25 protein-coding genes are annotated in these 25,389 nt (G+C 66.4%); 9 read left to right on the forward strand and 16 right to left on the reverse strand.

What is annotated here, in order from left to right; translation table 11 throughout:
- Nucleotides 1–21 precede the first annotated feature (21 nt).
- Nucleotides 22–1,392: a DNA cytosine methyltransferase gene (locus QRN21_RS08580; RefSeq protein WP_285363675.1), complete on the reverse strand. Its 1,371-nt coding sequence runs from the start codon at nucleotides 1,390–1,392 to the stop codon at nucleotides 22–24.
- Nucleotides 1,393–1,836: 444 nt separating this feature from the next.
- Nucleotides 1,837–2,343: a MarR family winged helix-turn-helix transcriptional regulator gene (locus QRN21_RS08585; RefSeq protein ID WP_285363676.1), complete on the reverse strand. Its 507-nt coding sequence runs from the start codon at nucleotides 2,341–2,343 to the stop codon at nucleotides 1,837–1,839.
- Nucleotides 2,344–2,433: 90 nt separating this feature from the next.
- On the opposite strand from QRN21_RS08585, the gene QRN21_RS08590 reads away from it, so the two are divergent.
- Nucleotides 2,434–3,363, forward strand: a complete 930-nt coding sequence (locus QRN21_RS08590; RefSeq protein WP_285363678.1) for an NADP-dependent oxidoreductase — start codon at nucleotides 2,434–2,436, stop codon at nucleotides 3,361–3,363.
- Between the two features lie 86 nt (nucleotides 3,364–3,449).
- On the opposite strand, the gene QRN21_RS08595 is transcribed toward QRN21_RS08590, so the two are convergent.
- Nucleotides 3,450–4,043 (reverse strand): HNH endonuclease signature motif containing protein, encoded by a 594-nt coding sequence (locus QRN21_RS08595; RefSeq protein WP_285363679.1) that lies wholly within the window; start codon nucleotides 4,041–4,043, stop codon nucleotides 3,450–3,452.
- 180 nt (nucleotides 4,044–4,223) lie between these two features.
- Between QRN21_RS08595 and QRN21_RS08600 the strand changes: the two genes are divergently transcribed.
- From QRN21_RS08600 to QRN21_RS08610, 3 genes are all read left to right on the forward strand, one after another.
- Nucleotides 4,224–5,147, forward strand: coding sequence for a DUF2510 domain-containing protein (locus QRN21_RS08600; protein WP_285363680.1), 924 nt, complete (start codon nucleotides 4,224–4,226; stop codon nucleotides 5,145–5,147).
- Nucleotides 5,148–5,240: 93 nt separating this feature from the next.
- Nucleotides 5,241–5,819 (forward strand): DUF7255 family protein, encoded by a 579-nt coding sequence (locus QRN21_RS08605; protein WP_285363681.1) that lies wholly within the window; start codon nucleotides 5,241–5,243, stop codon nucleotides 5,817–5,819.
- A 40-nt stretch (nucleotides 5,820–5,859) separates the two neighbouring features.
- Entirely contained in the window at nucleotides 5,860–6,474 is a 615-nt protein-coding gene (locus QRN21_RS08610; protein WP_285363682.1) for an HAD family hydrolase, read from the forward strand.
- A gap of 30 nt (nucleotides 6,475–6,504) precedes the next feature.
- On the opposite strand, the gene QRN21_RS08615 is transcribed toward QRN21_RS08610, so the two are convergent.
- Complete coding sequence (locus QRN21_RS08615) at nucleotides 6,505–7,131, reverse strand: hypothetical protein (RefSeq protein ID WP_285363683.1); 627 nt, start codon at nucleotides 7,129–7,131, stop codon at nucleotides 6,505–6,507.
- A gap of 344 nt (nucleotides 7,132–7,475) precedes the next feature.
- The gene (locus tag QRN21_RS08620) at nucleotides 7,476–8,054 is read right to left on the reverse strand and encodes a hypothetical protein (RefSeq protein ID WP_285363685.1); all 579 of its coding nucleotides are present in this window, start codon (nucleotides 8,052–8,054) and stop codon (nucleotides 7,476–7,478) included.
- Between the two features lie 350 nt (nucleotides 8,055–8,404).
- Between QRN21_RS08620 and QRN21_RS08625 the strand changes: the two genes are divergently transcribed.
- Nucleotides 8,405–8,644, forward strand: a complete 240-nt coding sequence (locus tag QRN21_RS08625) for a hypothetical protein (protein WP_285363686.1) — start codon at nucleotides 8,405–8,407, stop codon at nucleotides 8,642–8,644.
- A gap of 92 nt (nucleotides 8,645–8,736) precedes the next feature.
- Here the strand turns inward: QRN21_RS08625 and QRN21_RS08630 are convergent, their stop codons facing one another.
- The 7 genes from QRN21_RS08630 to QRN21_RS08660 all read right to left on the reverse strand — a co-directional run bounded on the left by QRN21_RS08630 (nucleotide 8,737) and on the right by QRN21_RS08660 (nucleotide 17,819).
- Complete coding sequence (locus QRN21_RS08630) at nucleotides 8,737–9,630, reverse strand: metallophosphoesterase (RefSeq protein WP_285363687.1); 894 nt, start codon at nucleotides 9,628–9,630, stop codon at nucleotides 8,737–8,739.
- A 40-nt stretch (nucleotides 9,631–9,670) separates the two neighbouring features.
- Nucleotides 9,671–10,705, reverse strand: coding sequence for a LacI family DNA-binding transcriptional regulator (locus tag QRN21_RS08635; RefSeq protein WP_285363688.1), 1,035 nt, complete (start codon nucleotides 10,703–10,705; stop codon nucleotides 9,671–9,673).
- Entirely contained in the window at nucleotides 10,702–12,495 is a 1,794-nt protein-coding gene (locus QRN21_RS08640; protein WP_285363689.1) for an ABC transporter permease, read from the reverse strand. Before QRN21_RS08640 ends, QRN21_RS08635 begins: the two co-directional genes overlap by 4 nt.
- An 82-nt stretch (nucleotides 12,496–12,577) precedes the next feature.
- Complete coding sequence (locus QRN21_RS08645; protein ID WP_285363690.1) at nucleotides 12,578–13,594, reverse strand: ABC transporter ATP-binding protein; 1,017 nt, start codon at nucleotides 13,592–13,594, stop codon at nucleotides 12,578–12,580.
- Nucleotides 13,595–13,640: 46 nt separating this feature from the next.
- A complete protein-coding gene (locus QRN21_RS08650; protein WP_053098430.1) occupies nucleotides 13,641–14,717 on the reverse strand; it encodes an extracellular solute-binding protein in 1,077 nt (358 codons plus the stop codon).
- Nucleotides 14,718–15,079: 362 nt separating this feature from the next.
- Nucleotides 15,080–16,786: a dipeptide ABC transporter ATP-binding protein gene (locus QRN21_RS08655; RefSeq protein WP_150115140.1), complete on the reverse strand. Its 1,707-nt coding sequence runs from the start codon at nucleotides 16,784–16,786 to the stop codon at nucleotides 15,080–15,082.
- A gap of 124 nt (nucleotides 16,787–16,910) precedes the next feature.
- Complete coding sequence (locus QRN21_RS08660; RefSeq protein ID WP_285363691.1) at nucleotides 16,911–17,819, reverse strand: LysR family transcriptional regulator; 909 nt, start codon at nucleotides 17,817–17,819, stop codon at nucleotides 16,911–16,913.
- Nucleotides 17,820–17,951: 132 nt separating this feature from the next.
- Between QRN21_RS08660 and QRN21_RS08665 the strand changes: the two genes are divergently transcribed.
- Genes QRN21_RS08665 through QRN21_RS08680 form a run of 4 tightly spaced genes read left to right on the forward strand, consistent with a single transcriptional unit; the run spans nucleotide 17,952 to nucleotide 20,831 of the window.
- Nucleotides 17,952–19,265: a glucarate dehydratase family protein gene (locus QRN21_RS08665; RefSeq protein WP_285363692.1), complete on the forward strand. Its 1,314-nt coding sequence runs from the start codon at nucleotides 17,952–17,954 to the stop codon at nucleotides 19,263–19,265.
- Nucleotides 19,262–20,242 (forward strand): 2-hydroxyacid dehydrogenase, encoded by a 981-nt coding sequence (locus tag QRN21_RS08670; RefSeq protein ID WP_285363693.1) that lies wholly within the window; start codon nucleotides 19,262–19,264, stop codon nucleotides 20,240–20,242. Before QRN21_RS08665 ends, QRN21_RS08670 begins: the two co-directional genes overlap by 4 nt.
- A gap of 59 nt (nucleotides 20,243–20,301) precedes the next feature.
- The gene (locus QRN21_RS08675) at nucleotides 20,302–20,499 is read left to right on the forward strand and encodes a hypothetical protein (RefSeq protein WP_157534250.1); all 198 of its coding nucleotides are present in this window, start codon (nucleotides 20,302–20,304) and stop codon (nucleotides 20,497–20,499) included.
- Nucleotides 20,500–20,552: 53 nt separating this feature from the next.
- Entirely contained in the window at nucleotides 20,553–20,831 is a 279-nt protein-coding gene (locus QRN21_RS08680; protein WP_056510885.1) for a hypothetical protein, read from the forward strand.
- An 88-nt stretch (nucleotides 20,832–20,919) separates the two neighbouring features.
- Here QRN21_RS08680 and QRN21_RS08685 read toward each other — a convergent pair whose 3' ends face one another.
- Genes QRN21_RS08685 through QRN21_RS08700 form a run of 4 tightly spaced genes read right to left on the reverse strand, consistent with a single transcriptional unit; the run spans nucleotide 20,920 to nucleotide 25,198 of the window.
- On the reverse strand, nucleotides 20,920–21,645 hold the full coding sequence (locus QRN21_RS08685; protein WP_285363695.1) for a sulfite exporter TauE/SafE family protein: 726 nt from the start codon (nucleotides 21,643–21,645) through the stop codon (nucleotides 20,920–20,922).
- 7 nt (nucleotides 21,646–21,652) lie between these two features.
- Nucleotides 21,653–22,618 carry an ABC transporter permease gene (locus tag QRN21_RS08690; protein ID WP_053098433.1) on the reverse strand — a complete coding sequence of 322 codons (966 nt, stop codon included), beginning with the start codon at nucleotides 22,616–22,618 and terminating at the stop codon, nucleotides 21,653–21,655.
- Nucleotides 22,611–23,600: an ABC transporter permease gene (locus QRN21_RS08695; RefSeq protein WP_053098434.1), complete on the reverse strand. Its 990-nt coding sequence runs from the start codon at nucleotides 23,598–23,600 to the stop codon at nucleotides 22,611–22,613. Before QRN21_RS08695 ends, QRN21_RS08690 begins: the two co-directional genes overlap by 8 nt.
- Before the next feature lie 29 nt (nucleotides 23,601–23,629).
- A complete protein-coding gene (locus QRN21_RS08700) occupies nucleotides 23,630–25,198 on the reverse strand; it encodes an ABC transporter substrate-binding protein (protein WP_053098435.1) in 1,569 nt (522 codons plus the stop codon).
- Between the last annotated feature and the right edge of the window lie 191 nt (nucleotides 25,199–25,389).

The following is a 25,389-nucleotide window of genomic DNA, read 5'->3' on the forward strand; positions in this document are numbered from 1 at the left end:
CAGCGCGGGGCCAGGTTTTTGTCAGGCTATCGCCGCCTGCCCAGACGAGGTCTTCTCGACGGCCAGGTCAGCGAGCAATGTTTCCGCGATGGCGCGCACGACGCGGGCGTTCACGGCGTTGCCAAGCGCTTTATACGCCGCCAGGTCACTCGATGGAAGGTCTATGCCACCCAGGCTTTGGAGTTCCGCACATTCCCGCGGGGTCATGTATCGCCGTGCCGCGGTGCCGGAAATCTTTGCACCAAGGATCGGCACCTGTGTATGAGTCATCGCAATCAGGCTGGGTGCTGTGGTCGGGCGCTTGACGCGGATCCCCGAGGCGCGCACCTGAAGGATGTAGTCGTCGATATCGCGGTTTCCGCCTTGCGCATTCCACTCGAACTTCTGGAAACTCGAGTGGAAGTCCCATGGCTGCCACTCAATGATCCATGGCTCAATCCACGAGCGGTTCATCCGGTAGAACTCGCGATTCTGCCGGATGAATGTCTGCTTCCAGGCGGGGAACTCGAAGTCCCCATCCCTCCGTGCGTGGCTAGGGATCAGAGCGTGCTGTTGGCGGCCCGTCAACCCATCGAGTGGAAACCCAAAGGACCCGTCGTAGCTGTAAAGGTCTCGCGGACGGTTGTGTGCCCACGCCTGCGGTGGCGTCGTGTTCTCGTACGGGTAGGTTGCACGAAACTCCATAGCCCAGATAGGAAAGGAAGGTAGCTTTACCTCGTCTGGCGAGCGTCGCAAGAAGTCCTGCCACATGTCGATCGCGCGAAGCGTCTGTTCTGGGATACTGCGTCCAGTTCCGGCGTGCGGATGGAGCGCGGAGTTGATCGTCGTTGGCTCTCCGAGAGCGTGGGGCCACTCGAACCCGTCGAGGCCGTCGATCGATCCGACGAAATAAGCGCGTTCTCGCACCTGGGGGATGCCGAACTGGTGGGGCGACAGCCGGTGGACGTCGACTGAGTAGCCGAGCTCCTCAAGCTTCTCGCGGATCGTCCTCGCAGTCTTGCCGCCGTCGTGACTGAGGATATTCGGGACGTTCTCCAGGATGAACCGGCGCGGGCGCTTCATCCTGAGGATGTCGTGCACCTTGAAGAATAGTCGACCCTGCTCGGTGTGTTCGAACCCTTGCTGCTTCCCAGACTTCGAGAATGGTTGGCACGGAAACCCCGCAGTCAGTACATCGTGCTCGGGAACTCGTTCGAGGATCAACTCGTCGTCTAGTTGAGCCACGTCGAACCAGGGGGCAACGCCAAAATTGTGTTCGTACAGAGCGTTCAGACCCGGTTCCCACTCTGCCGCGAAGACGCCTTCTCCTCCCAGGTCGTCTAGTGCTACGTGGAAACCGCCGAGGCCGGCGAACAGATCGATGAAGCGAAACGTGGACCTCTGGTCTGTCATCGGTGGGTCCTTCAGCGTTCAACGGTTAGTCGGAGCACCCTGATGCCCGGCGATCAGAAGCTCGATACTGCGGTCGCCGATAGCAGGCGGTCTGCTGGCGGCTCGAGTCCAAGCTACAGCTGACGGCGGACACTCGGCCGATACTCGCGCGGCGATCGAGAAAAAAGACCCGACTGGCATCACTACGTAAGCAGTGGCTTGATGGTGTGCGAGTCGAAGGTCCGATCGCGATCGTGATGAATCGCGGCCGTGGGGGGCCACTCCGAGGAGCCCGCCGAAGAGACGACGAGCAAAAGAATAAGGTGCAGGCGGAGAAAGGCGAGATACGCGGGCGAGCGTCGGATGCTCTGAGACTGCTCATGCTCTGGTCTGCGAACGAACAGCCGACCTTCGCGCCAAGGCCACCCTGAGCACTGTTGCTGCCGTATGAGTCACGGCTCGCGGTCAGTCGGCGTTGGCTGCTCGCTTTCGCGGCGCAGCACTGCGAGGCGGCTCCGCCCGCAGGTGCCCGCTGACCTGGGTCATTACCCGCGCGAGCATCTCCACATCCTCCGCGCTGAGCGACTCGAACAGATGCATCTTCACTGCCTCGATGTGCCCCGGGAACACCTTCGCCAACACCGCCCGCCCTTCGTCAGTGATCGCGACGATCGTGCTGCGTTCATCCTCTGGTGACGGCCCGCGCGTGACGAGTCCGCGCTCCTCCAACGACTGCGCCTGATATGTCAGCCCGCTTCGGCTGTACACGACCCCATCCGCAAGATCCGTCATCCGCTGCGAACCATCCGGAGCGTCGCCGAGCCGCGCGAGCAGCTGGAACTGCACGTAGCTGAGCTTGCCGACGTAGCGCAGCTGCTTCTCGACCGCATGCCGCAGCAGACTGCTCACCTCGGTGAAGGCGAAGTAGGCCGCGAGCTCAGTCGGGGAGAGCTGTGGGGGTCGTGTGCTCATGGATCCAGTATACGTGTTGCTTCGAATTCGAAGTAGTGCTACCTTCGACCTATTGCTTCGAATTCGAAGTACTTGATGGGAGGAAAGATCATGAAGGCAGTACGGTTCCACGAAGTAGGCGGCCCCGAGGTTCTGCAGTACGAGGAGATCACCCAGCCCACCCCGGGCGCCGGCCAGGTGCGGCTGCGCGTCGCAGCATCTGCTTTCAGTGCCGCCGACAACGGCATGCGTGCCGGCTTCCTGCCGATCCCGGTGGTTCTCCCGCACATCCCCGGCTACGACGTCTCAGGAACGATCGATGACCTGGGCGACGGAGTCGACGGCTTCGCTGTGGGGGATGCGGTCATTGCCTTCCTGCCGATGGCGACCGACGGCGGAGCAGCGGAGTACGTCATCGCCCCGGCGGACGCGCTCGTCGCAGCTCCGACCAGCGTGCCGCTCGCGGATGCTGCGGGGCTCCCGTCGGTGGCGCTGACCGCTCGTCAGGCGCTCTTCGATGACGGCGGCCTTGAGGCAGGGCAGCGAGTGCTCATCGTCGGCGCCGGTGGAGTCGTCGGCAAGTACGCGATCGCCCTGGCGAAGCGCGCGGGTGCGTACGTCATCGCGACGGCCAGCCCGCGGAGCGCGGATGCCGTGCGTGCGGCGGGTGCCGACGAGATCATTGACCACACCGAGACCGACGTTCTGGATGCGGTCACCGAGCAGGTCGACCTCCTGCTCAACCTGGCTCCCATCGAGCTGGGCGAATTCACCGCCTTGGTGCGACTCGTGCGCCACGGGGGAGTCGTCGTGAGCACCACTGCTTGGATGCCGGCGCCGGATGACGCTGGCCGTGGTGTGAAGTCCGTGGTCGTGTTCGTTCGGAGTGATGCGGAGAAGCTTGCGGAGCTCGTGTCACTGGTCGACAGTGGGGAGCTGACGCTGGAGGGCACTCGCCGCATCCCGCTGACCGAGCTTCCGGCGCTGCACGCAGAGGCTGCGGAGGGGGCGATCGCGGGCAAGGTCATCGTCATCCCGTAACGATCGCACTTCGATCGCCGCATTGGCCCCGGGCGCGCAATGTTCGCGCATCTGGGGCCAAGCCGCGAACGATCGGGATGGCTGCGTCAGTCGAGGGCAGCGCGCTGCTCGGCATACGCCGCACGGACCCGCACTCGGATTTCCTGCGCTTCTTCGTCGGCGACGCGCATGAGTTCCAGCAGCTTTCTGTGGTGAGCCCAATGCTTCTCCCACAGGTCGGCGCCAGCCGCCGCTTCGAAGTCGATCTTTGTAGGAACGCCGCGGTCCTCGTATTCCTGCAGTCGCGCTATCCGCTCCTCGATGTCAGCGACGCCCCGAGCCGTAGGCGATAGCCGAGCGGTGCTGCGCATCCAGATGAGCCAATGCTTGTTGCCCTTGCTCTGGTTGCACTTCCCGCACGCGGGCACAAGATTGTGGATCTCAGAGATGTACCCCGTGGGTCGCTGGCGCTCCACGAGTGGGCGGAGGTGATCCCACTCCGTACTCGTGTCGCCGCAGTAGGAGCAGGTCACGCGTTCGAGCATCCCGAGAATCTTCAGGGCTTCCCGCACTTCGGCCTCCGTCGGAACCACGACGGGAATGACGCCGTTCACGAACGAGTTCGTGATGCTCGAACTGCGTCCGGTGATGCGCACGGGCTTCGGCATGGCGAACCGGCTGAGGTAGGGGAGGTCGGTCATGGTTCGATCTTGGCCGATTCGCTCGACAAGCCTCACCAGGACGGGAGATTCCTATCGCACGGGCCGAGCTTCCGCCGCTTGCCCTTAGGTTCAATCACGGTTCAGGGGATCGATCGATTCGCTCGTAACGAACCTGCAACGCGAGCCGAATCGTTCACAGCATTCTGCCAGGATGAGCGCATGACAACACCGACTGAAACTCCCGCCGGCTGGTACGACGATGGCTCTGGCCGTCAGCGCTGGTGGGATGGTCAGCAATGGGGGAACTTCGCCGACGAGGCCGAGACTCGGGCTCCCGTCGCGACCCTCGACCCTGCCTCCGCTGAGCCTCCGACGAAGAAGAAGCTCAACGTGCTTGCCCTGGTGTCCGCAATCGTCGCGGCCGTTGGCTTCATCTTCGCCTGCATCCCCGGCGCGCTCATCGTCGGCTGGATCCTGCTGCCGATCGCTTTCGTGCTGAGCATCGTCTCTTTGTTCCTCAAGGGGGACAAGAAGTGGCTCGGCATCGTCGGACTCATCGTTTCGATCATCGGAACTATCGTGGGTGTCGTCGTGTTCCTTGGAGTCATCGCGAACGCGGCGAATGACGCATTCGGAGGCGGCGACACCACGGTCAGCCAGCCCGAGTCGGAGCAGCCCGAGGAGGACGCAGCCGAGGAACCGGCCGAAGAGGCACCTGCGGAGGCCGCTCAGGGCTCCCGCGATAACCCGGCTCCGGTGGGGACGGAGATCAGCAACAGCGACTGGAGTGTCGTCGTCAACTCGGTGAACCCCGACGGAAACGCGGTCGTGTCCGAGGCGAACCAGTTCAACGAGCCGGCTCCGGCAGGCTCGCACTACGTGATCGTCAACTACACGGTGACGTACAAGGGTGCTGACTCTAGCTACGCGGCCGAGGTGATGCTCGACCTCGTCACTTCGACCGGGAACGTCGTCAACAGCTATGACGCTCTCGTGGTGCTTACGGACGGTATGGGCCTCGACGAGCTGTACACCGACGCTTCGGCGACCGGATCGCAGGCGTTCCTCGTGCCGGACGGGGAGACCTTCCTCGTGCGGGTGCAGCCTGGCATCCTCGCTGATGAGGCATTCATTCAGCCGTAATTCGTCTCTATGGCCAAAAGGCTCCGACCCCGCGATCAACCGGGTCGGAGCCTTTCGCTTCACTCCGAGCAGTGAGAACGAGGAAGGAACGCTATGCCCGTCGGTGAAGTCGAAGCTGCGGTATCTGCGATGGCAAGTGCTGACGGAATTGCACTCGTCCGCATGCCGCGGGTCGAATGGCTGAACACGCACGGCCACTTCGAACTCCCGCCGCAGGCTGCGGCTGTTCAGCCCGCGTTGCAGCGAGTGTTCGAAGAACTCGGGGGCGACGAGCGAGAACAACGATCAAAGCAACTTCGCACTCTTCCGAGCGACCTCTTCTATGTGGCGTCAGGAACGATGGTTGAGGTCGACGAAGTCCAGCACTTCACTTCGTTCCGAGCACTGACCATTCGGAAGGGTCTAGGCGCTGCAAGCGACATCGGGGCCGAGTACCTCGATCTCTGTCGAGAGTGGAGCTCGATGGCCGATAAGTACCGCGCTTCCAAGACGGCGAAGGGTTTCCCGGGTCCTTTCGGGCGAGCGCGCCAGCGCGCGTACAACGACCTCCTGAGGGATCTCGTGGCACCCGCAATGGGCTACGGGCTTATCCGCGTCCCCGCGCCGAACTTGTCAGGGCGGGAGGCGTATAGCCTCGCTTCGGCGAAGCTTCAGCGACTTCGGTCCATCTGAGAGTTGTCGTGAGCGGATCGGCGGACACTATGGTGATCCGATGCCTCCCATCCGAGCTGTGCTCTTCGACCTCGATGGCGTCGTCCGTCACTTCGACCCCGAGAACGTCGCGAGCATCGAGCGGGCTCACGAACTCAAACCCGGCTCCATCGAGGCCATCGCCTTCGCTCCACACCATCTCGAGCAGGTGACGACCGGCAGCATCTCTCGCCGCGAGTGGGTTGAGCGGATCGGCGTGAAGCTCGGCAACGCGGCAGCCGCAGAGGCGTGGGGCAGTCAGCCCTTCCGCGTCGACGAGGAGGTGCTCGGCCTCCTCGATGAATTGCGAGCGGGCGGCGTTCGCACCGCCATCCTGACCAACGGGACTGACACAATCCCTGCCGAGGTCGCTTCGATGAACCTGGGCCCTAAGTTCGAGGCTGTCTTCAACTCGGCAGAGATCGGTTGGACGAAGCTTGACACCCGGGCCTTCCAGCATGTCCTCGACGCGATGGAGCTCGCCCCCCATGAGGTCTTCTTCACCGACGACTCGGTCGGCAAGCTCGCCGGGGCGGAGAGTCTAGGGATGCCGACACATCACTTCACGGGAGTGGCGGGACTTCGCGACGCACTCCGCGCGGTGGGAGCACTTCACACGGCTCGAAGTGATGCGTAGGTGGTTGCCGATGTCGATCTTGGTGGAGGGTCAACGAATCGCAGCGCCGGACGGGCCGGTCCTCGGAATCTGCTCGATGAACAGCGGATTCAGGCGCGTGCCACGCACGTTGTACGGTTCTTGCGAGATCAGCCAGCCGAGAGGCGAGAGAACGTAGACGCAGGCAAGAACCACCGTGAGTACAACTCTCCCCACTGGTTCCCAGGCGCGTTTCGGCCAATCTGGTTCGGCCAAGCCGAAGCGGCGCGTCAGGAAAAGCCCGCCACCCGTGACTAGGGCCAGCGAAGCCACCGCGATCAGCGGGGCGAGGAAGATCCACCAGCCAAGCTCGACCTGAACGAGTAGTGCGCACGCCAGAAGCGATGTCGAGCCCGAGCGACTACGAGCATCATTGGCCGCGGCGAAGAGAACCGCGACGATCAGCACGAGTGTCGCGACGATTGCCATGACCTCCCGCCGCTGAGCGATCCAGTCCGCGACCGCCGTGAGCCAAGCGGTCGGTACCCCAAGCCAGTTCAATACGGACGCGAGCTGTGCCGTCGGGGAGACCTCCTGGGAAAACCCGATGCACGCCATGAGAAAAAGCAGACTGCATGTGAAGCGATAGACGTTATCCAGCGTCAGCTTGAAGAAGCGCTCTATGAAATCCAGTCCCATGTCTACCCCCCCCCGGTATAGGCCCGTCGGACACTCCTGCACATGCGGCGCGTAGGTCGTGTCGTATTGCGGGAACCGTAGCGCGAGCCCCCGACGTAGGGCGTGCGGACCACACGAACGTCGAGATCGTATGCCGGAATGCGGTGTCCGTCAGGGGGCTACACCCGCTCCCGCCAAGCAAATCCCACGTCCCGCGATCCGCTTCCCGTGCTCTTCTGCCGCCACCGGCTTACCGGCTCACCGACATCCGCCCCAACCTCGAGCAGGTGAACACTAAGCTCAGACCCTGTCATCAGTGTGGGTAGCGTCTGGCCCGCCCGCTGCGCGGCAGGGCCATTGGAGTCTCAGCGCTGTGGGGGCAGGATCAACACGGTTTCGTATGAGTGAACTTCACCGTTGACGTCTCCGACGCTCGCGATCGTGTGGGGGCTGAGGTTCAGCGTATCGCCCGCATATAGCGGTGTCAGGTACGCCTGGTTCGTCGGCTCCACCGAGTACAAGCTGCCGCGTCGAACCGCATTCAGCGCCTCGAACGAGTAGTCCCCCACGCAGAGCCGATTGCGGATTGCATCCTTCGAATCCCCCGGTGCGACCAAGTACGAAGCGAGAGTCCCATCCTCCGCGTAGCTCACTGTGCCTTCAGCTCCCGCCCGCGGGCCGAAATCAGCCATGGCCGCGTATAGGCCCACATCAAGCAGCTCATCGCTCAAGATCGTGGAATCGCCGCGGGGCAGCCGGCATTCCGGCGATCCTTCGGGCTCCGGCGTCCCACTAGGCACTGGCGCCGCGCTTGAACCATCCGCTGTCATGACCGTCGTTGGTGTTTCGACAGCTTCCGGAGCCAAGGCCGTACACCCGACAACCGCTGCAGTGCAGAAGGCAGTGACGAGGGCGACCGTGACGCCGTTTGTGCGTTTCCACATGACCGCACGCTATCCAATGCCCGCACTACGACACCAGCTACCGCACATCCTCTACCCTCATGGCGTCCTGCTGCTGCCGGCCGGACGAGTAAGTTGAAGGCATGTCGCTTCTTCGAACCGGCCGCCTCCCGCTTTATGGCGCCGCTGTCGTCGTCTTGGTGCTCGGCAGTCTGACCGGTTGCGCTTCGTCCCCGAACCTAGGGGATGAGACCTCGACTGCGCAGCCCTCGACAGCAACGCCGACACCCACACCGACGTCGACTGCCGCAGATGATGAAGCAACCTGTGCGACGCTAGGCGACGTGCGGACCATTCTTTACAATTCGCGAGCCGCGTTCGAAACGGATCGCATGAGTCAGGACGAGCTGAACCTGTGGGCGGACCTCGCCTCTCGGGTTCTCAGCAACACCCCTAGTGCCGACCACGGGTCGATAGCCGACGCGGTCGACGCCGTGAAAGAGGCGGCTCCTGATGGGCAATCGCTTCTCGGGGCCTTCGCGTTAGGAGCGCATGACCCCACCGCGGACCTCGCGGCTGCGTGCGAAGCCGCCGGCTTCGCTGTTGTCATGTCCGGGTTTGTCGGCGGCTGACGGAAGACTGACCAGGGCACGGGCCCTGCCATCAGTGTGACTATGACCCAACCGCTCTGACCGCCTCGCGTCCCGTGACACATCTGACCTGCTCAACGACCGAGGGCGCGCTCCCGCCACTCAATCCCCCGCCCAGCGATCCTTCTCCCGGCCTCGTCCGCCGCCACCGGCTCGCCGACATCCGCGCCAACCTCGAGCCCGACGACCGAGTGCACGATCGTTCCGTCATACACGTGCACGAGGTTGTACCCCTGCGCAGCATCCTGCCCCCGCGTAGCTCCAACAGGCTGAGCCAGATCCTGCCCGTACGCACTCGACGACGCGGCCGCAACGGGAATCCCCGCAAACGTCCCGAACGACGGATGGTGCACGTGACCCGAGAGGATCCCCCGCACATCTGACCCCACCAGCACCGCGGCCAGAGCCGCCTGCTCGCGCAGCTCGACCGTCACCGCAAGGTCGAGCACGGTCGGCAGCGGCGGGTGATGGATCAGCAGCAGCGACCCCTCCGGCGCAGGCGTGGCCAACTCGGCCGCAAGCCACGACAGCTGCGCCTCATCGACCCGCCCCCAGTGCTGCCCGGGAACCGTCGAATCCAGCACGATCACCCGCATCCCGCCGAACCAGCGCACCTCGACCACAGCATCCGAAGCGCCGCCGGCAAGCCCCAACTCCGCCCGCATCGCCCCGCGCTCGTCGTGGTTGCCCATGGCCCACACGACTTCACAACCCAAAGCAGAAACAGCCGGCGCCACCAACTCACGCAACCGCCGATACGCCGAAGCATCTCCGCGATCCGCGAGATCTCCCGTGAACAACAGAGCGTCAGGGCGAAGCCCCGAAGACACCAACCGCGACAGGACAGAAGCCAGGTTCGCATCGGCATCCGCCCCACTGCCATACAGCGGCGCGCGTTCACCGGGAAGGTGCGTATCGGAGATGTGCACGAAGGTGTGCGATGGGCGAGAGTGCTCGGTGAGGATCATTTCTCTTCCAGTGAGACGACGAACAAGTACAGGACAGAAGTCAGACGGGAGCGGCAGTCGACCCGGGCACGAGAGTTCCGACGAACGGCTGCCGAACGGTCTCCGAAGAATCCGAATCAGCATCAGAACTCAGCAACCGCTGCATCGTCTCGACAGCCGCGGCCGCAACGGCCTCGACCGGAATCCGCAGCGTCGTCAGCCCCAGCAGGTCGGCACCGGGAAGGATGCCGTCGCACCCCGTCACGCTCACGTCGCCGGGCACAGACAAGCCCGCGCCACGCAGAGCACGCATGACCGCCAACTGCCGATAGTCCGACGCGCACATCACAGCCGTGGCCCCATCGCGCACGGCATCCAGCGCCTCATCCACTCCATCGGTCGGCGCAGCCCCCGCAGACACCAGAGTCACCGACGCTCCGCCGGCGACCAACGTCGACTCCATCGCCGACGCCCGCAGATGCTCAGCGAACGAGACGTCCTCGGCACCCGAGAGCACCACAACCCGCCGATGCCCCAGCGACAAGACGTGCGAAGCCAGCAACTCTCCATGTGAGGGATCGTCATAGTGCGCGGTATGAATCCGCTCCGCCGTCTCAACCCGCCCCGCGCGCACGATCGGCACCTGGTCGGCGAACGGCTCGAGCTGCGCGGCCGTGATGCCGCCGGTCGCGACGATCAACCCGGCGACGCGCATCCCGAGCAGCCGGTGCAACGCATTGACCTGCTCGGCGCCCTGCACGTCGGCGCCGATCGTCACGGTCACGAGGTCGAGCCCCCGCCTGTGTGCTTCATCCTGCAGCCGCGAGAACAGCAGACCGTAGGCCGGGTTGCTCGCATCGCGCAGCATCAGTCCGACGGTTCCGGTGCGGCCGGCGGCGAGCTCGGCGGCCATCGTGTTGCGCACGTATCCGAGGCGCTCGGCCTCGGCGAGGATCCGCTCCTGGGTTTCGGGCGCGAACCGCCCCTCGCCCTTCAGCGCCCTGGTCGCGGTGGCCCGGGAGACCCCGGCGGCCGCCGCGACATCACTGACCGTGACACGCAGCCCCGGACCATCCGAAGGCGATGCACCACTCACGCGCGCGCCTTCTTGGCCTTGCGGGGCGCTCCGGCGCGCGAACCTCGTCCATACACGAGATACATGGTGACACCCATGATGATCATCAGCAGCACTGTGTAGACGAACGTGATCGGCATCGCGTCGAGATTGTTCTCGCCGCGCGTGCTCTCCTGAATCGCCACACCGAGCGGCTTGAACAGCGGGTGGTAGAGGAAGATCGCCGCGTCGTAGTCGTCGAGCAGGCTGTTGAAGTTCAGCGCCGTGATCGCCGCGGCCGTGGGCAGCACCAGCGGCACCAGCACCTTGCGGAACGTCGTCAGCGACTTCGCCCCGAGAATGCGCGAGGCGTCTTCGAGCGAATCGGGCACCGACGCGAACCCGGCCTTGAGCAGGCGCAGCGTGAACGGGATCTTCACGCAGATGTAGGCGATGAGCAGCAGGATCGGCGTGCCGGTGAGCACGAAGCCGCCCACGATCGCCCGCGGCTCGTCGAACGCGGTCACCAGGGCGAGCGCGATGAGCACGATCGGCAGGATCCACGGGATGTGCAGCACGTACTCGATCGCGGTGGTCATCAGGTTTCGGTGCTTCTGCAGCATCCGCGCTACGAACAGCAGACCGCCGACCACGACGATCGACGCCACGGCGCTGTAGACGACGCTGACGATGAACGGACGGATCGCCTCGGCGCTCGAGAACACGGTGATGTAGTTGTCGAGCGTGAAGCTGTCGAGTGTGATGGACCCGGCGAGGATGCTGCGCGCATCGACGAACGAGAAGATCACGATCAGCACGACGGGGATCAGGTAGATCACCCACAGCAGGTAGGCGATGACGTGCACGACGACGTTCGCGAACGGGGTGCGGATCTTCTGCTTCTGGATCGGAGTCGCCACCTTCGCGACCGAGAAGTACACGCCCGACTTCTCGAAGCGGTTCATGATCGCGAGCAGGATGATCGTCGCGATGCCGAGCACGATCGCCAGCAGCGCGGCGATGTCACGCGTGATGGGGCTGCGCGACAGGTCGATGATCAGCGGCGCGACCGTCTGGAAGTCGGGCCCGCCGAGCACGAGCGGAGCCGTCAGCGCCCCGAGCCCGATGAGGAAGGTCAGGACCGTGACGGCGAACAGCATCGGCTTCATCACCGGCAGCACGATGCGGCGCAGGATCGTCCAGGTGGAGGCTCCCATGAGCTTCGCCGCCTCGATCGACGCGTAGTCGACCTTGCCGAGAGAAGAGGAGAGGAACAGCATGTGGTTCGTCGTGGTCGCGAACGTCATCACGAAGACCACGGCGAAGTACCCCGAGAACCAGTCGCGGTCCATGTCGGGCCACCAGTTGACCATCATGTTCGTGAAGAACCCGAACCGGCCGTAGATGAAGTTGTAACCGGCGGCCAGCACGATGCCGCCGTAGATCAGGGTCGTGGCATAGCCGAGCCAGAGGATCTTCGCCCCGCGCACCTGGAAGTACTTCGTCACCAGCACGATGAACACACCGACCACGTTGACGGTGATCGACAGGGTGACGGCGAGCAGGAAGCTGTTGCCGAGCGTCTTCAATGCGCGCTCGCTGCCGAACAGCTTCTCGACGGCACGGATGCTGAACTGCCCGTCGGGGAAGAAGGTGACGCCGAGCAGGGCGGCGTTCGGCAGCACGAGGAACGCCGCGGCGAACCAGATCACGATGATGCCCGTGATCCAGGCGAGGGGCGAGCGCAGCATCGCCTTCACGCTGCCGGGGCGCCCTCTCTTGTTGAGCCGCGGTCCCGCCGTCTGACCCTCGACGACAGCTTCGGTCGTCAAGGAGCCGGCTTCTCCGGTCACGGCCGCTGAGGGCGGGACCGCGGGGTGTGAGGGGTTCTGGGGGTTCCGAGCGTCCGACATGTCACGCCGCCGGGTACTGCAGGATCCAGCGGGGATCCACGTCGACCCGCACTGCGTCGCCGGGGTTCCACTGGCGCGCGCTCGCCGCGGCGGGAACGCTGACGCGCAGCGCAGCATCCTCTGCCGTCACCGTGTAGACGCTGTGGCTGCCGTGGTACGTGCGGTCGACGATTGTGCCGGCGAGCGACGCGGATGCCGTCGAGCTGTCGCCCACCTCGGCGAGGTGCAGCTTCTCGGGCCGCACGTAGCTCTCGGCCGTGGCGTCGAGTCCGCCGCCGAGGCTCGTGATCTGCGCCGGGCTGAGACGGTTGTTCTCACCGATGAAGCGGCAGACGAACGGCGTCGCGCTGCGGTCGTAGATCTCCTCGGGAGTGCCGACCTGCTGCAGGGTTCCGGCGTCGAGCACGGCGATGCGGTCACTGAGCGTGAGTGCCTCTTCTTGGTCGTGCGTGACGTAGACCGTGGTCACGCCGACCTCATGCTGCAGGTCTTTCAGCTGTTCACGCAGCTGCACGCGCAGCTTCGCGTCGAGGTTCGACAGCGGCTCATCGAGCAAGAGGATGCTGGGGGTCAGCGCGAGCGCGCGGGCGATCGCCACACGCTGCTGCTGCCCGCCCGAGAGCTCCGAGACGTTCTTCTCGAGCTGCGACGGCGCGAGGCCCGTGCGGTCGGCGATCTCGTCGACGCGGCGGCGCTGCTCGGCCTTCGACGTCTTCTGGATCGACAACCCGAACGCGATGTTCTCGCGCACGTTCATGCTGGGGAACAGGGCGTAGTTCTGGAACACCATGCCCACGCCGCGCTTCTCGCTCGGCACGCGAGTGACATCACGGCCGTTGATGTGGATGCGACCGCCCGTCGGCTCGACGAACCCGGCGAGTGTGCGGAGGGCGGTGGTCTTGCCGCATCCGGACGGACCCAGGAGGGTGAAGAACTCACCCTCCTGGATCTCCAGATCGAGGTGCGAGACCGCGCGGTGATCGCCGAACGCGACCTCGACATCTTCGAAACGGATCATGGTGTCTTTCCGGCTAGTGCGAGAGGAGGGGTGGTGTCGTGCGAGATCAGCCGATGTACTCGAGCGTGACCTTCTCGACCCAGGCACCGAGGTTCTCGCTCACGAAGCCGAAGTCGATGTCCTGACGGTCGAGGGTGCCCATGAGCTCGACGACCTCGGGGTTGGCCTGCTCGACCGCACCCTCGTTGACGGGCATCGAGTTGAACTCGGCCGCGAACTCGCCCTGCACCTCGGCGCTGCCGAACCAGTCGATGAACTCCTGGGCCTTCTCCTCGTTGCCGGTGCCGTTGATCTGCGCGATCTGCTCGGTGACATACGGCACGCCGTAGTCGGGCACGATCATGCCGGTCTTCGTGCCGTACTCCTCATCGCGCGCCGCGATGCCGCTCGAGGGCAGCACGCCGTAGTCGATCTCGCCACGCGTGATGCGGGCGTAGAGGTCGGTGCCCTCGACGGCAGGCGATCCGTTGGCGTAGTACGACTTCACCAGGTCCCAGCCCTCGTCGCTGACGCCGAGGTCGCCGTCTTCGTCGAGGTGACGCGACAGGATGCTGGCGAGCACGAGCTGCGGGGTGGCCTGGCCGAGCGCCGGGTTGACCTCGTAGCGGCCCGCGTACTCCTCGTCGGTCCAGAGGTCCTCCTCGTCGGAGGGGGCGTCGGTGATGGTGTTCTCGTCGTAGACCGTGACGATGGCCTGCTCGACGAGCGGCCAGAACGCTCCGTCAGCGGGGTCGCCGGCATCGGCCGGGACCTCGCCGCTCCACTCGGGCTCGTAGGCGGTGATCGCCTCTTCGGCCTTGAGCTGCTCGAAGAACATGTTGTTCAGACCGAACACCACGTCGCCGACGGGGTTGTTCTTCTCGGCGATGATGCGGTTGGTGAGGTCGGCGCCGCCGAGACCCACGATCTCGATGTCGATGCCGGCATCCGCGGCCTTCTCGGTGATCCACTCGCCACGGCCGTCGCTGTTCGAGTTCGTGTAGACGATGAGGGTCGCATCCGACCCGCCGTCGCTCGAACCGCCGTCGGACTCGGTGCTGCCGCCTGCGCAGCCGGTCAGGGTCACGGCCGCCACCGCAGCGATTCCCAGGAGAGACCAGCGCTTCTTTCGGATGTCGACCATGGTCGCCTTTCTCGTCATCGAGGTATGTCTGATCCGACTTTACCGCGATGTTGTGGTTTACGTACAACGATCTGTCTGATTCTTAGCCGCGTTCGCGCGACCGCACTCAAGATAGGCGTCCGAGGTGAACGCACGGGGAGTGCGAAGTGAACTGTCGACGCTGTGCCTCGCCTGACGCCTGACGCCTGAAGCGTGACGCCGGTGCCGTGGGGGGGTCAGTAATGCACCTGAAGTGGCCGTGAGGGGTGCGAAAGTGACCACTCACGGGCCGGGGGTGCGGTGGGTGGTCAATAGTGCACCTGAAGTGGCCGTGAGGGATGCGAAAGTGGCCACTCAGGCGCCGCGCGAACCGAGGGCGAGCGTCAGGCGGAGAACGCCGGAACGGCCTCGATCAGCATCCGGGTGTACTCCTCTTGCGGGCTCGTGAAGATTTGCGCGGCATCGCCGCACTCCACGAGCTTGCCGTGCTTGAGCACGGCGACGCGGTCGGCGGTCTCGGCGACGACACCGAGGTCGTGCGTGATGAAGAGGTAGCTCAGTTCGCGCTCGCGCTGCAGTTCGTCGAGCAGCGCGAGGATCTGCGCCTGCACCGACACGTCGAGCGCCGAGACGGCCTCGTCGAGCACGAGGAACTCCGGGTCGAGCGCGAGGGCACGGGCGATGGCCACGCGCTGCCGCTGGCCGCCCGACAGTTCGTCGGGGAACCGACCCAGCATCCCGTCGGGAAGAGCGACCTGCTCCGACAGCTCGACGGCGCGCTTCGACCGCGACGACCGGTCGCCCTCGCCGAACGACAGCAGCGGCTCGGTGATGAGCTGCTCGATCGTCATGCGCGGATTCAGGGAGTCGAACGGGCTCTGGTAGACCATCTGGAACCGCCGCCGCAGCTGACGCAGCTTCTCGCCCTTGAGGTGGGTGATGTCTTCGCCGGCGAACGAGATGGATCCCGAGGTCGGCTCCTCCAGCCGCAGCACGAGTCGCGCGAGCGTGCTCTTGCCCGACCCCGACTCGCCCACGACGGCGAGCGTCTCGCCGCGGCGCACCTCGAGAGAGACGGCGTCGACGGCGGTCAGCGAGCGGCGCTCGCCCTCGCCCTTGGGCAGCGGGAAGACCTTGGTGAGCTCGGAGACGCGGACGATCGGCTCGCCGCCGAACTCGATGCGGGCCTGGGTCGATGCCGTCCGCCGCTCGTGTGCGCTCAGCCGCGGTGCGGCGGCGATGAGCTTGCGGGTGTACTCGTGCGTCGGCGCGGTCATCACCTGCGCCGCCGGTCCGGAGTCCACGATCTCGCCCTGCTTCATGACGACGACCCGGTCGGCCCGCTCGGCCGCCATGCCCAGGTCGTGGGTGATGAGCAGGATCGCGGTGCCCAGCTCCTGCGTGAGGTTCGCGAGGTGGTCGAGGATCTGCTTCTGCACGGTGACGTCGAGGGCGCTCGTCGGCTCGTCGGCGATGATCAGGCTCGGCTGCGCGGCCAGCGCCCCCGCGATCAGCGCACGCTGCTTCATGCCACCCGAGAACTGGTGCGGATACTGCTTCGCCCGCTCGGCCGGATACGTCAGACCCGCCATTTCGAGCAGTTCGACGGCACGATCATGCGCGTCGTGCTTGGTCGCGAGTCCGTGCACGAGCAGCGGCTCCGCCACCTGCACGCCCACGCGTCGCACCGGGTTGAGAGAGAGTGCGGGGTCCTGGGGGACCAGTCCGATCAGACGGCCCCGGATGCTGCGCCAGCGGCGCTCGCTCAGCGGGATCAGGTCTTCGCCGTCGAACTCGATGCGCCCGCCGGTGACCTCGGCGTTCGGCGCGAGGAGGTTCATGATCGACTGCGCGACCGTGCTCTTGCCGGATCCGGATTCGCCGACGATCGCGACCACTTCTCCGCGGCCCACGCTGAGATTCACCCCGCGCACCGCATCGACCTCGCGGTCGCCGATGCGATAGGCGACGCGCAGATCCTCGACGCGCAGGATGTCGTCACGCGCGGCGGGTCGGCCGCCGGGTGTCGGGTTCACGGCCTCACCGAGTCGGGCGGACTCATCGGCGGTCGCGGCGATGTCCTTCGGCATGCGTCCTCCTCGTCGAGCACGGGTCGTGTCATCAGCACTGATCATCTTCTCGTTCACGCTAGGCGTGGGGATTCATCCCGATCAAGCACTACATCGGCATTGGGCAATGCGCCCACTGCATAGATCAGTCGTCGTGATCCACGTCGTCGATCAGATTCAGCAGACGCTCGACGAGGGGATTGTGCGACTCGGAGTTCCACGCGATGTCGAGCTCGACGCTGTTCACCCGTGACGACGGATCGGACTCGCTGATCGGCAGCAGCGTCACGGTGTCGGGAGAGATCCGCTCGGCCGACTGCGGCACGAGCGTGAACCCGATGCCGGCGCTGACCATCGCCAGCAGGGCGGGCACCTGCCCGGCATACTGCACGATGTGCGGATGTACCCCGCTCGCCACGAACATCGACAGCAGCAGGTCGTGGAAGTAGCGCGCGCCGCTCGGGGAGTACATGAGCAGCGACTCGTCCTTGAGGTCGATGAGCTTCACGGGCTCGGCGCGCTGCGCCAGTGGCGAGTCGCTGGGCAGTGCCACCGCCAGCCGCTCGCGGTACACCGCGCGGCTGCTGATCTGCGGTCGGGCGAGCAGTGGCCGCATCAGGCCGATGTCGACCGTGCCCTTCTCGAGCTCCTCCACCTGGTCGAGCGAGACGAGTTCGCGCAGCAGCAGGGTGACGCCGGGCAGCTCGGCCGACGCGCGCCGCAGCAGATCGGGCACGACGGCCTGCCCGGCCATCGCGGTGTAGGCGATCGTGACGGTTCCGGCGGCGCCCTCGCCGACCGAGCGCACGTCCGAGACCGCCTTCGCCGCGAGGTCGATCAGGCGCCGCGCGTTGGGGAGCAGCGCGCGCCCGGCCTGAGTCAGCGCGACGCGACGGCTGGTGCGATCGAACAGTCGTGTCGACAGCTCCCGCTCGAGCTGCTGGATCTGCCGACTGAGCGGCGGCTGCGTCATCTTGAGGCGGGTCGCGGCCGCACCGAAGTGCAGTTCCTCCGCGACGGCGATGAAGCATTCGAGCTGTACCAGCGAGATCATCGATCCACTCCCGACATCAATCAGTGCGAGTTTTGGTTTGTCCGCGCATCTGTCCCCACCATAGTGTCGGAGAAACTCGATGACGCGGAATCCGTCGAAGCGGAGTCCCGGAGTCTCACCAACGGAGGCGTGATGTCCGAAGAGTTCCTGCTGTCTGTCCCGGCTGCCACGCGGTTGTCCGAGAACGCGGTGCGGTCCGTCCGCATCACGCCGGTCGCATTCCACGACCCGCCTCTGCTCAACACCGTCGGCGTGCACGAGCCGCTCGCGCTGCGCGCCATCGTGCAGGTGACCACCGAATCGGGCGTCGTCGGACTCGGCGAGACCTACGGCGACAGCGCGCACCTGCAGCGATTGCGGGTCGCCGCCGACGCCGTGCTCGGCTGCGACGTGTTCGCCACGAACGACCTGCGCGCGCGGGTCGAACGCAGTGTGGCCGGCGACGGGGTGCAGGGCGGACACGGCATGTCGGGCATGGTCACCGGCACGAGCACCGGCGACCGCGTGCTCTCGCCGTTCGACGTGGCCGCCGTCGACATCCGCGGCAAGCTGCTCGACATGCCCGCCAGTGAGCTGCTCGGCGGACGGGTGCGGGACGCCGTTCCGTTCAGCGGCTACCTCTTCTACAAGTGGGCGGGGCATCCGGGCGGATCCGACGACGAATGGGGCGAGGCGCTGACGCCGGACGGCATCGTCAGACAGGCGCGTCGCATCGTCGACTCCTACGGATTCACAGCGCTCAAGCTCAAGGCCGGTGTCTTCGCGCCCGACGACGAGATCGCCGCGATCCTCGCGCTGCGCGAGGAGTTCCCCGACCACCCCCTGCGCATCGATCCGAACGGCGCCTGGACCGTCGAGACCTCGCTGCGGGTCGCCGATGCGCTGAAGGACGTGCTCGAGTACCTCGAAGACCCCACCCCGGGTCTCGAGGGCATGGCCGAGGTGCGCCGCCACACCGACCTGCCGCTCGCCACCAACATGTGCGTCGTCGCGTTCTCGCACATCGCAGATGCCGTGCGCCTCGGCGCGATCGACATCGTGCTCTCCGACCACCACTTCTGGGGAGGTCTCGAACGATCCCGGCTGCTCGCCGGCTTCGCCGAGACGCTCGGGTGGGGGCTTTCCATGCACTCGAACTCGCACCTCGGCATCAGCCTCGCCGCGATGACCCACCTCGCCGGTGCCACCCCCGGCGTCGGCTACGCGTGCGACACGCACTGGCCGTGGAAGCGCGAGGACGAAGACGTCATCGCCCCCGGCGCCCTGACCTTCAGGGACGGATCGCTGGCAGTGCCGACCGCGCCAGGACTCGGTGTCGAGCTCGACCCCGAGGCGCTCGCGCGGCTGCACAGGCAGTACCTCGACGGCGGCATCCGGGAGCGCGACGACACCGGCTACATGCAGCGCGTCGACCCCGGATACGTGCTCGAGAGCCCCCGCTGGTGAACGCGCCGCTGCGCATCGCAGTCACCGATCCGATCATGTCGGCGTTCGCCGACGATCTGCGCCGCACCGCGCGCCCTCACGAGTGGGTGTTCGCCGACCTCGACGTGCCCGGTTCGACGCGAGCGGCGATCGAGGGCGCCGACGTGGTGATCTGCTCGCGGCTCACGGTCGCCGAGATGGCCGGCGCCGATCACGTGCGACTCGTGCATGCGACGGGTGCGGGCATCGACCGGGTGGAAGCCGGTGCCGTGCCCGAAGGTGTGCCGCTGTGCAACACCGGTCACCACGGCGCCGCGATCGCCGAGCACGTGCTCATGACCGCACTCATGCTGCGCCGTCGCGCGATCGACGCCGACGCCGAGATGCGTCGAGGGGAGTGGCGCACGATCGCCACGGCAGGCGCCCCGTACCACCGCTCGCTCGCCGGCAGCACCCTCGGACTGGTCGGCTACGGCGAGATCGGCCGCTCCGTCGCCCACCTCGCGAAGGCCTTCGGCATGCGCGTGGTCGCGATGCGCCGGCATCCGGATGCGGGCGGACTCGGAACCGAGCTGCTCGATCAGGTGTACGGCGAGGATCAGCTGCATCCGCTGCTGCGGGAGAGCGATGTCGTCGTCGTCACCGCGCCCCTCACCGAGAGCACGCGAGGGATGATCGACGCCGACGCGCTCGCGCAGCTGAACGCCGACGCTCTGGTCATCAACGTCGCCCGCGGGGCGCTCATCGACGAGGACGCACTGTTCTCAGCCCTCAGCGAGGGACGCATCGGGGGCGCGGCGATCGACGTGTGGTGGGAGGCTCCGCAGGGTGCCGAGGCGCCGCCGGTCGTGCAGAGATTCGCCGCGCTCGACCGTGTCGTGCTGACCCCGCACCACTCGGGCCATGCCCGCGAGGTCTTCTCGGCTCGGGCCGCCGACATCGCCCGCAACATCGATCTGCTCGACGCGGGCATGCCACTGGAACGTCAGGTGCGCTGAGCGGTCAGGCGTCGGCGCCTCCTTCCTGCCCAACCAGAGGGGCGAGCTACGCTGTCCGCATGGTCGGTTCTGATGACGAGATCGTGCGATTGCGTCGGCGTCTCGCTGAGGTTCAGCGCCTCCACCGCGAAGCGTGGCTGAGCGGTCTGAGTATGGGTGGCGGCCTCGGCGCGCACCAACAGCAGAGTCTTCACGAGGACGAGGCGCGCGACATCCAGGCGCGCCTGACCGAACTCGGCGAAGACCCCGCCGGTTGACTGGGCAACGCCATCCCCGTTGTGCGTCGGCACCCTCTCGGTATGCTCTGCGCATGAGCGAGCCCGAGCCGTCCCTCACACAGCAGCGCCTGGCGCTGCAGCGAAAGAGAACGCTGGCGATCGCTCTTCTCGTCGTCTTTACTGTCAGCGCCGTATGGTGGCTGAGCTCCGGGTTGCTCGACGACTCTGCGGATCTCGACGTGATGCGGTTGATCGTGGGCGTTGTGAATGCTGGTTTGGCAGTTGCGCAGCTCTTCGTGCTCCGCCGAGTTCTTCGCGAGGTTCGAGCGTTCGAGGAGCGCCACGGCAAGGATGCTGGCGTACAGAAGTAGGTGATCAGTGGAGACGGCGCTCGCGCGGTTCTCTCCAGCCTTCGTGCTCCGCGTGACTCACCACATGGCTGAGCGCCTCGGCATCCGCTCAGAACATCTCGAACAGGCGGGTGACGATCAGCGTCACCGCACCGAGAGCGGATGCTCCGAGAGCGATCGCGCGCGTGCGCCGGCGGTTGAGGAACCTGTTCACGAACCGCGACAGCACCACCCCGGCCACCGCGAACGGCGCCATCCAGGCCGCCGTGGCGAGCGCGTGCGTCGGCACCGCGCCCCACAGGAACAGCGCGACGAGCGACAGCGACGAGCCGACGAGGAAGAACGCCGACATCGTGCCGCGCAGCCGCGGCCCGTCGGAGCCCTGCCAGATGATCGCCATCGGCGCTCCTCCGACCGACGTGGTCGTGCCCATGACGCCCGACAGCGCCCCGGCCACCGCCTGCGTCGTCCTCGTCACCCTCGGGCGCCAGCCCCGCAGCGAGACGACGACACCCAGCAGAACGACGACCGCGACCGCCCAGGAGAGCACGGTCGTCGACATCACGGTGACGAGACCTGCGCCGACGACGGTCCCGGGCACCCGCCCCGCCAACGCCCAGCCGGCCCCGCGCAGATCGAGCGCCGCGCGATCCATCACCGCCACGATCAGCGTCACGACCATGGCCAGCATGATCACGAGCACCGGCAGCAGCGTCGTGTCGATCAGGGCGATGAACGGTGCGGCCAGCATCCCCATTCCGAAGCCGATCGAGCCCTGCAGGCAGCCGGCGACGAGGATGACAGCCCCCAGCAGCACGAACTCGAGCGGCGTCACCGCGGACTCAGCGACGCGGGGCGATCGAGCCGATCACACGACGGCGCTTCTTGCTCTGCAGACGCCAGCGCTGGCCCGGGTCGGTCGCGAGACGCAGCCACGCGGCCAGGACGTTCGCGCACACCGTGGTGATGACGATCGCGAGACCGGGGAGCACCGACTGCCACCACGCCTCGGCGAGGTACTGGCGTCCCTGCGAGACCATGAGGCCCCAGCTGACATCGGGCGGCTGGATGCCGATGCCGAGGAAGCTCAGCGACGACTCGGCCAGCATCACGTAGCAGAACTCCAGCGTCGCCAGCGTGACCAACGTGGGCAGGACGTTCGGGACGATGTGCCGGAAGACGATGGCCTTGTTCGTGGCTCCGAAGTTCGTCGCGGCGTCGACGAACATCCTCGAGCGCAGCTCGGCGGCATCCGCTCGCGCCGTGCGCAGGTACAGAGGGATGCGGGTGATCGCGAGCACGAGCACTATGTTGGCCGCACTCGGGTTGAACACGTACAGGATCACCACGGCGAGCAGCAGCGAGGGGAAGCTCATGATGACGTCGGCGATGCGCATCGAGACCGATTCGCGCCATCCGCGATGGAATCCCGCCCACATGCCCCAGATCGAGCCGACGACCGCCGACACGACCACGGCGGCCGCCGCGACACCGAGCGTGGTTCCCGCGGCGGTGATGATGCGGGCGAGCAGGCTGCGACCCAGCGAGTCGCTGCCGAGGACGTACTCCCAGCCGAGCTGGAAGCTGAACGGCGGCATGTTGCGCGCGCCGAGGTCCTGTCGCTGGGCCATCTCGCCGAACAGCGGCGGACCGATGATCGCGGTGAGCACGATGAACGACAGCACGATGGCGGCGGCGGTGGCGACCTTGTCCTTGAGCAGCAGCTGCCAGAGGTTGGCGCGACCTGACGAGCGGGCTCCGCGCGCCTTCTGCGTGAGGACGGTGACGGTCGATGCGTTGTCAGACATTCGTCAGCACCTCTGCCTTCGTGTCGGAGAGTGCCCCGGGACCGCGGCGACGGGCCTTGGCTCCCGAGGTCGGCCGCACGCGGGGATCCAGCAGCGCGTAACCGAGGTCGATGATGATGTTGAGGGCGAAGATCGCCAGAGCGGTGATCAGCACCGCGGCCTGCAGCACCGCGAAGTCGCGCTGCAGGATCGAGTCGATCATGAGCTTGCCGATGCCCGGCCAGCCGAAGATCGACTCCACCACGACCGCGCCGTTGATGAGACCGACGGTCAGGTCGCCGGCGACGGTCAGGGCGGGCGCCGCGGCGTTGCGCAGCGCGTGCTTCGAGACGATGTGCATCTGGCCGGCGCCGCGACTGCGGGCGACCTGGATGTACGGCTGCCCGAGCACGGTCACCATCGACCCGCGGATCACCTGGGCGAGCACCCCGACCGGCCGAAGCATGAGCGTCGCGACCGGCAGGATCCAGACGAGAGCGCCGGAGGTTCCGGATGTCGGCAGCCAGCCGAGGGTGATCGCGAAGATCCAGATGCCGAGGATCGCCACCCAGAAGTCGGGCACGCTGGCCGCCGTCATCGAGAAGAAGCTCACGATGCGATCGGCGATGCCGTTCGGCTTCAGCGACGCCCAGCTGCCGAGCACGATGGCGATGACGATCGCGAGGATCATCGTCACCGCGGCGAGCTGCAGGGTGGCGGGGAAGGCGCGCAGCGCCATCTCGGCGGCAGGTTCCCCGGTGCGCAGCGACTGACCGAAGTCCAGCTGCAGGACACCGAGGAAGTAGTCGCCCATCTGCTTCCACAGCGGCTGGTCGAAGCCGTTGCGGGCGGCGAAGTCCTCGCGCATCTGGTCGGTGGCGTTCAGCGGAAGGTACAGCTGCGACGGATCGCCGGTGAGACGGGCGAGCACGAAGACACCCAGTACGACGGCGATCAGCGGCAGCGCGCTCTGCAGGATCCGTTTTCTCAGGTAGGTCCACATGGTCGCCCGCCTCTCACTCTCGCTCGCGGTCAGCCCGCGAGCGAGACCTCCTTGATGCGCAGCTCGTCGCCGGTCGACGAGTTGGGCTCGTACGTCACGCGGTCGGCGAGACCGAGCATGACCGTCTGGTGCGCGATCGGGGCGAGGGCCACGACGTTCTCGCGCTCGTAGGCGAACACGTCCTCGTAGGCCGCCTGACGCTCATCGCCGGTCAGAGTGCGTGCCGTGTTGATGAGCTCGTCCAGACCCGGGTCGCCGAACTCGGCCTGCGCACCGCCCGTGAGCATGTACTGCTCGACCGTGAACTGCGCGTCACCCGCCTGGTTGCCGTGCTGGATGAGCATCGAGATGGGGCCCTCGTTCGTGACGAACGGGCTCAGTTGGTACTGCAGGTGCTGCGTGGTGTCGACCATGCGGAGCTCGACGTTGAGGCCGGCGGCGGCGAGCTGCTCGCGCAGGACCTCGCCGAGCTCGCTGACCTTCGGGAACTGCGCGGTGCGCACCGGCATGAGGATCTTCGTGTCCGTCGGGACGCCGTCCGCCGCAGCCTCCTCGACGAGGGCCTTCGCCTTCTCGGGGTCGTACTCCCAGGGCTCGAGGTCGGAGTTGAAGCCGACGATGCCCTCGGGGATCAGCTGCGCGGCGACCACGTCGCCGTCGGGGTAGAGGGAGGAGACGATGCCCTCGCGGTCGATCGCGTAGTTGATCGCCTGGCGGATGCGGATGTCGTCGAGCGGCGCCGTCTGCCCGGAGAAGCGCAGTGCGATCGTCTCGTTGTTCGGGTAGCTCACGCCGAAGTCGCCGATGCCGTCCTCGGCGCTGAGGCCGAGGGCGATGTCTGCCTCGCCGCTGGTGATCATCGCGGCACGGACGGTGCCCTCCGACCGCCACTGGTACTCGACCTCGGCGAACTGCGGAGCGTCGCCCCAGTAGTCGTCGTTGCGGTCGAGGGTGAGCTTCGTGCCGGCCTGCCAGTCGCCGATCGCGTAGGGGCCGGTGCCGATGGGCTCGCGCACGAACTCCGTGTTCGAGGTCTCGGGGGAGACGATCTCGATGAACGAGAGCTTCAGCGGGAGGATCGGGTCGGGGCTCGGGGTGGTCACGGTGAGGGTGGTGGCATCGGTGGCGGCGACCTCGAGGTCGTCGTCACCGAAGATGTAGCCCTCGACGTTGCAGCCGAGGTCGCCGTTCACGGCGCGGTCGATCGAGTAGGCGGCCGCTTCGGCGTCGAAGGGGGTGCCGTCCTGGAACGTGACGTCGTCGCGGACGGTGAATGTCCACTCGGTGTCGCCGGTCTGCTCCCACTCGGTGGCGAGCAGCGGCTCGAGCTCTCCGGTCGACGGGTTGCGCTCGACGAGCGGCTCGGTCACCGTGCTGCGCACGACCACACCCGTCGAGGTGAGGTTCGCGTCGCATGCCTCGAGCGTGGGCGGCTCCTGCGTGAGCACGACGCGGAGGGTGTCTTCGGTGCCACCCTCGCCGCCGCCTTGCGACTCCGAGTTCGCGACCGAGCAGGATGCGAGCAGTGCGATCGACGCGATTCCAGCGGTGACGGCGGACGCGCGGGCCGCTCTGCGTCGGGGGGAAGAAAGCTTCATCGGTTCCTCCAGGTAGGGGACGGCCGAGGCCCAGAGTGGTCGTCGGCTCGTTCAGAATGTCGCAGACCGCTTCACGAGCGTCAACCGATGCGCGGCACGCATCGGCGGGCGGAACCGGGGCTCGGCGCTCGGCAGCGGTGGAGCGACATGCGGCGATCCGCGGGATTCCGCCGTTCTCGCCCGATGAATAC

It is taken from the genome of Microbacterium sp. LMC-P-041 (assembly GCF_030209555.1).
Taxonomy (GTDB): Bacteria; Actinomycetota; Actinomycetes; order Actinomycetales; family Microbacteriaceae; genus Microbacterium.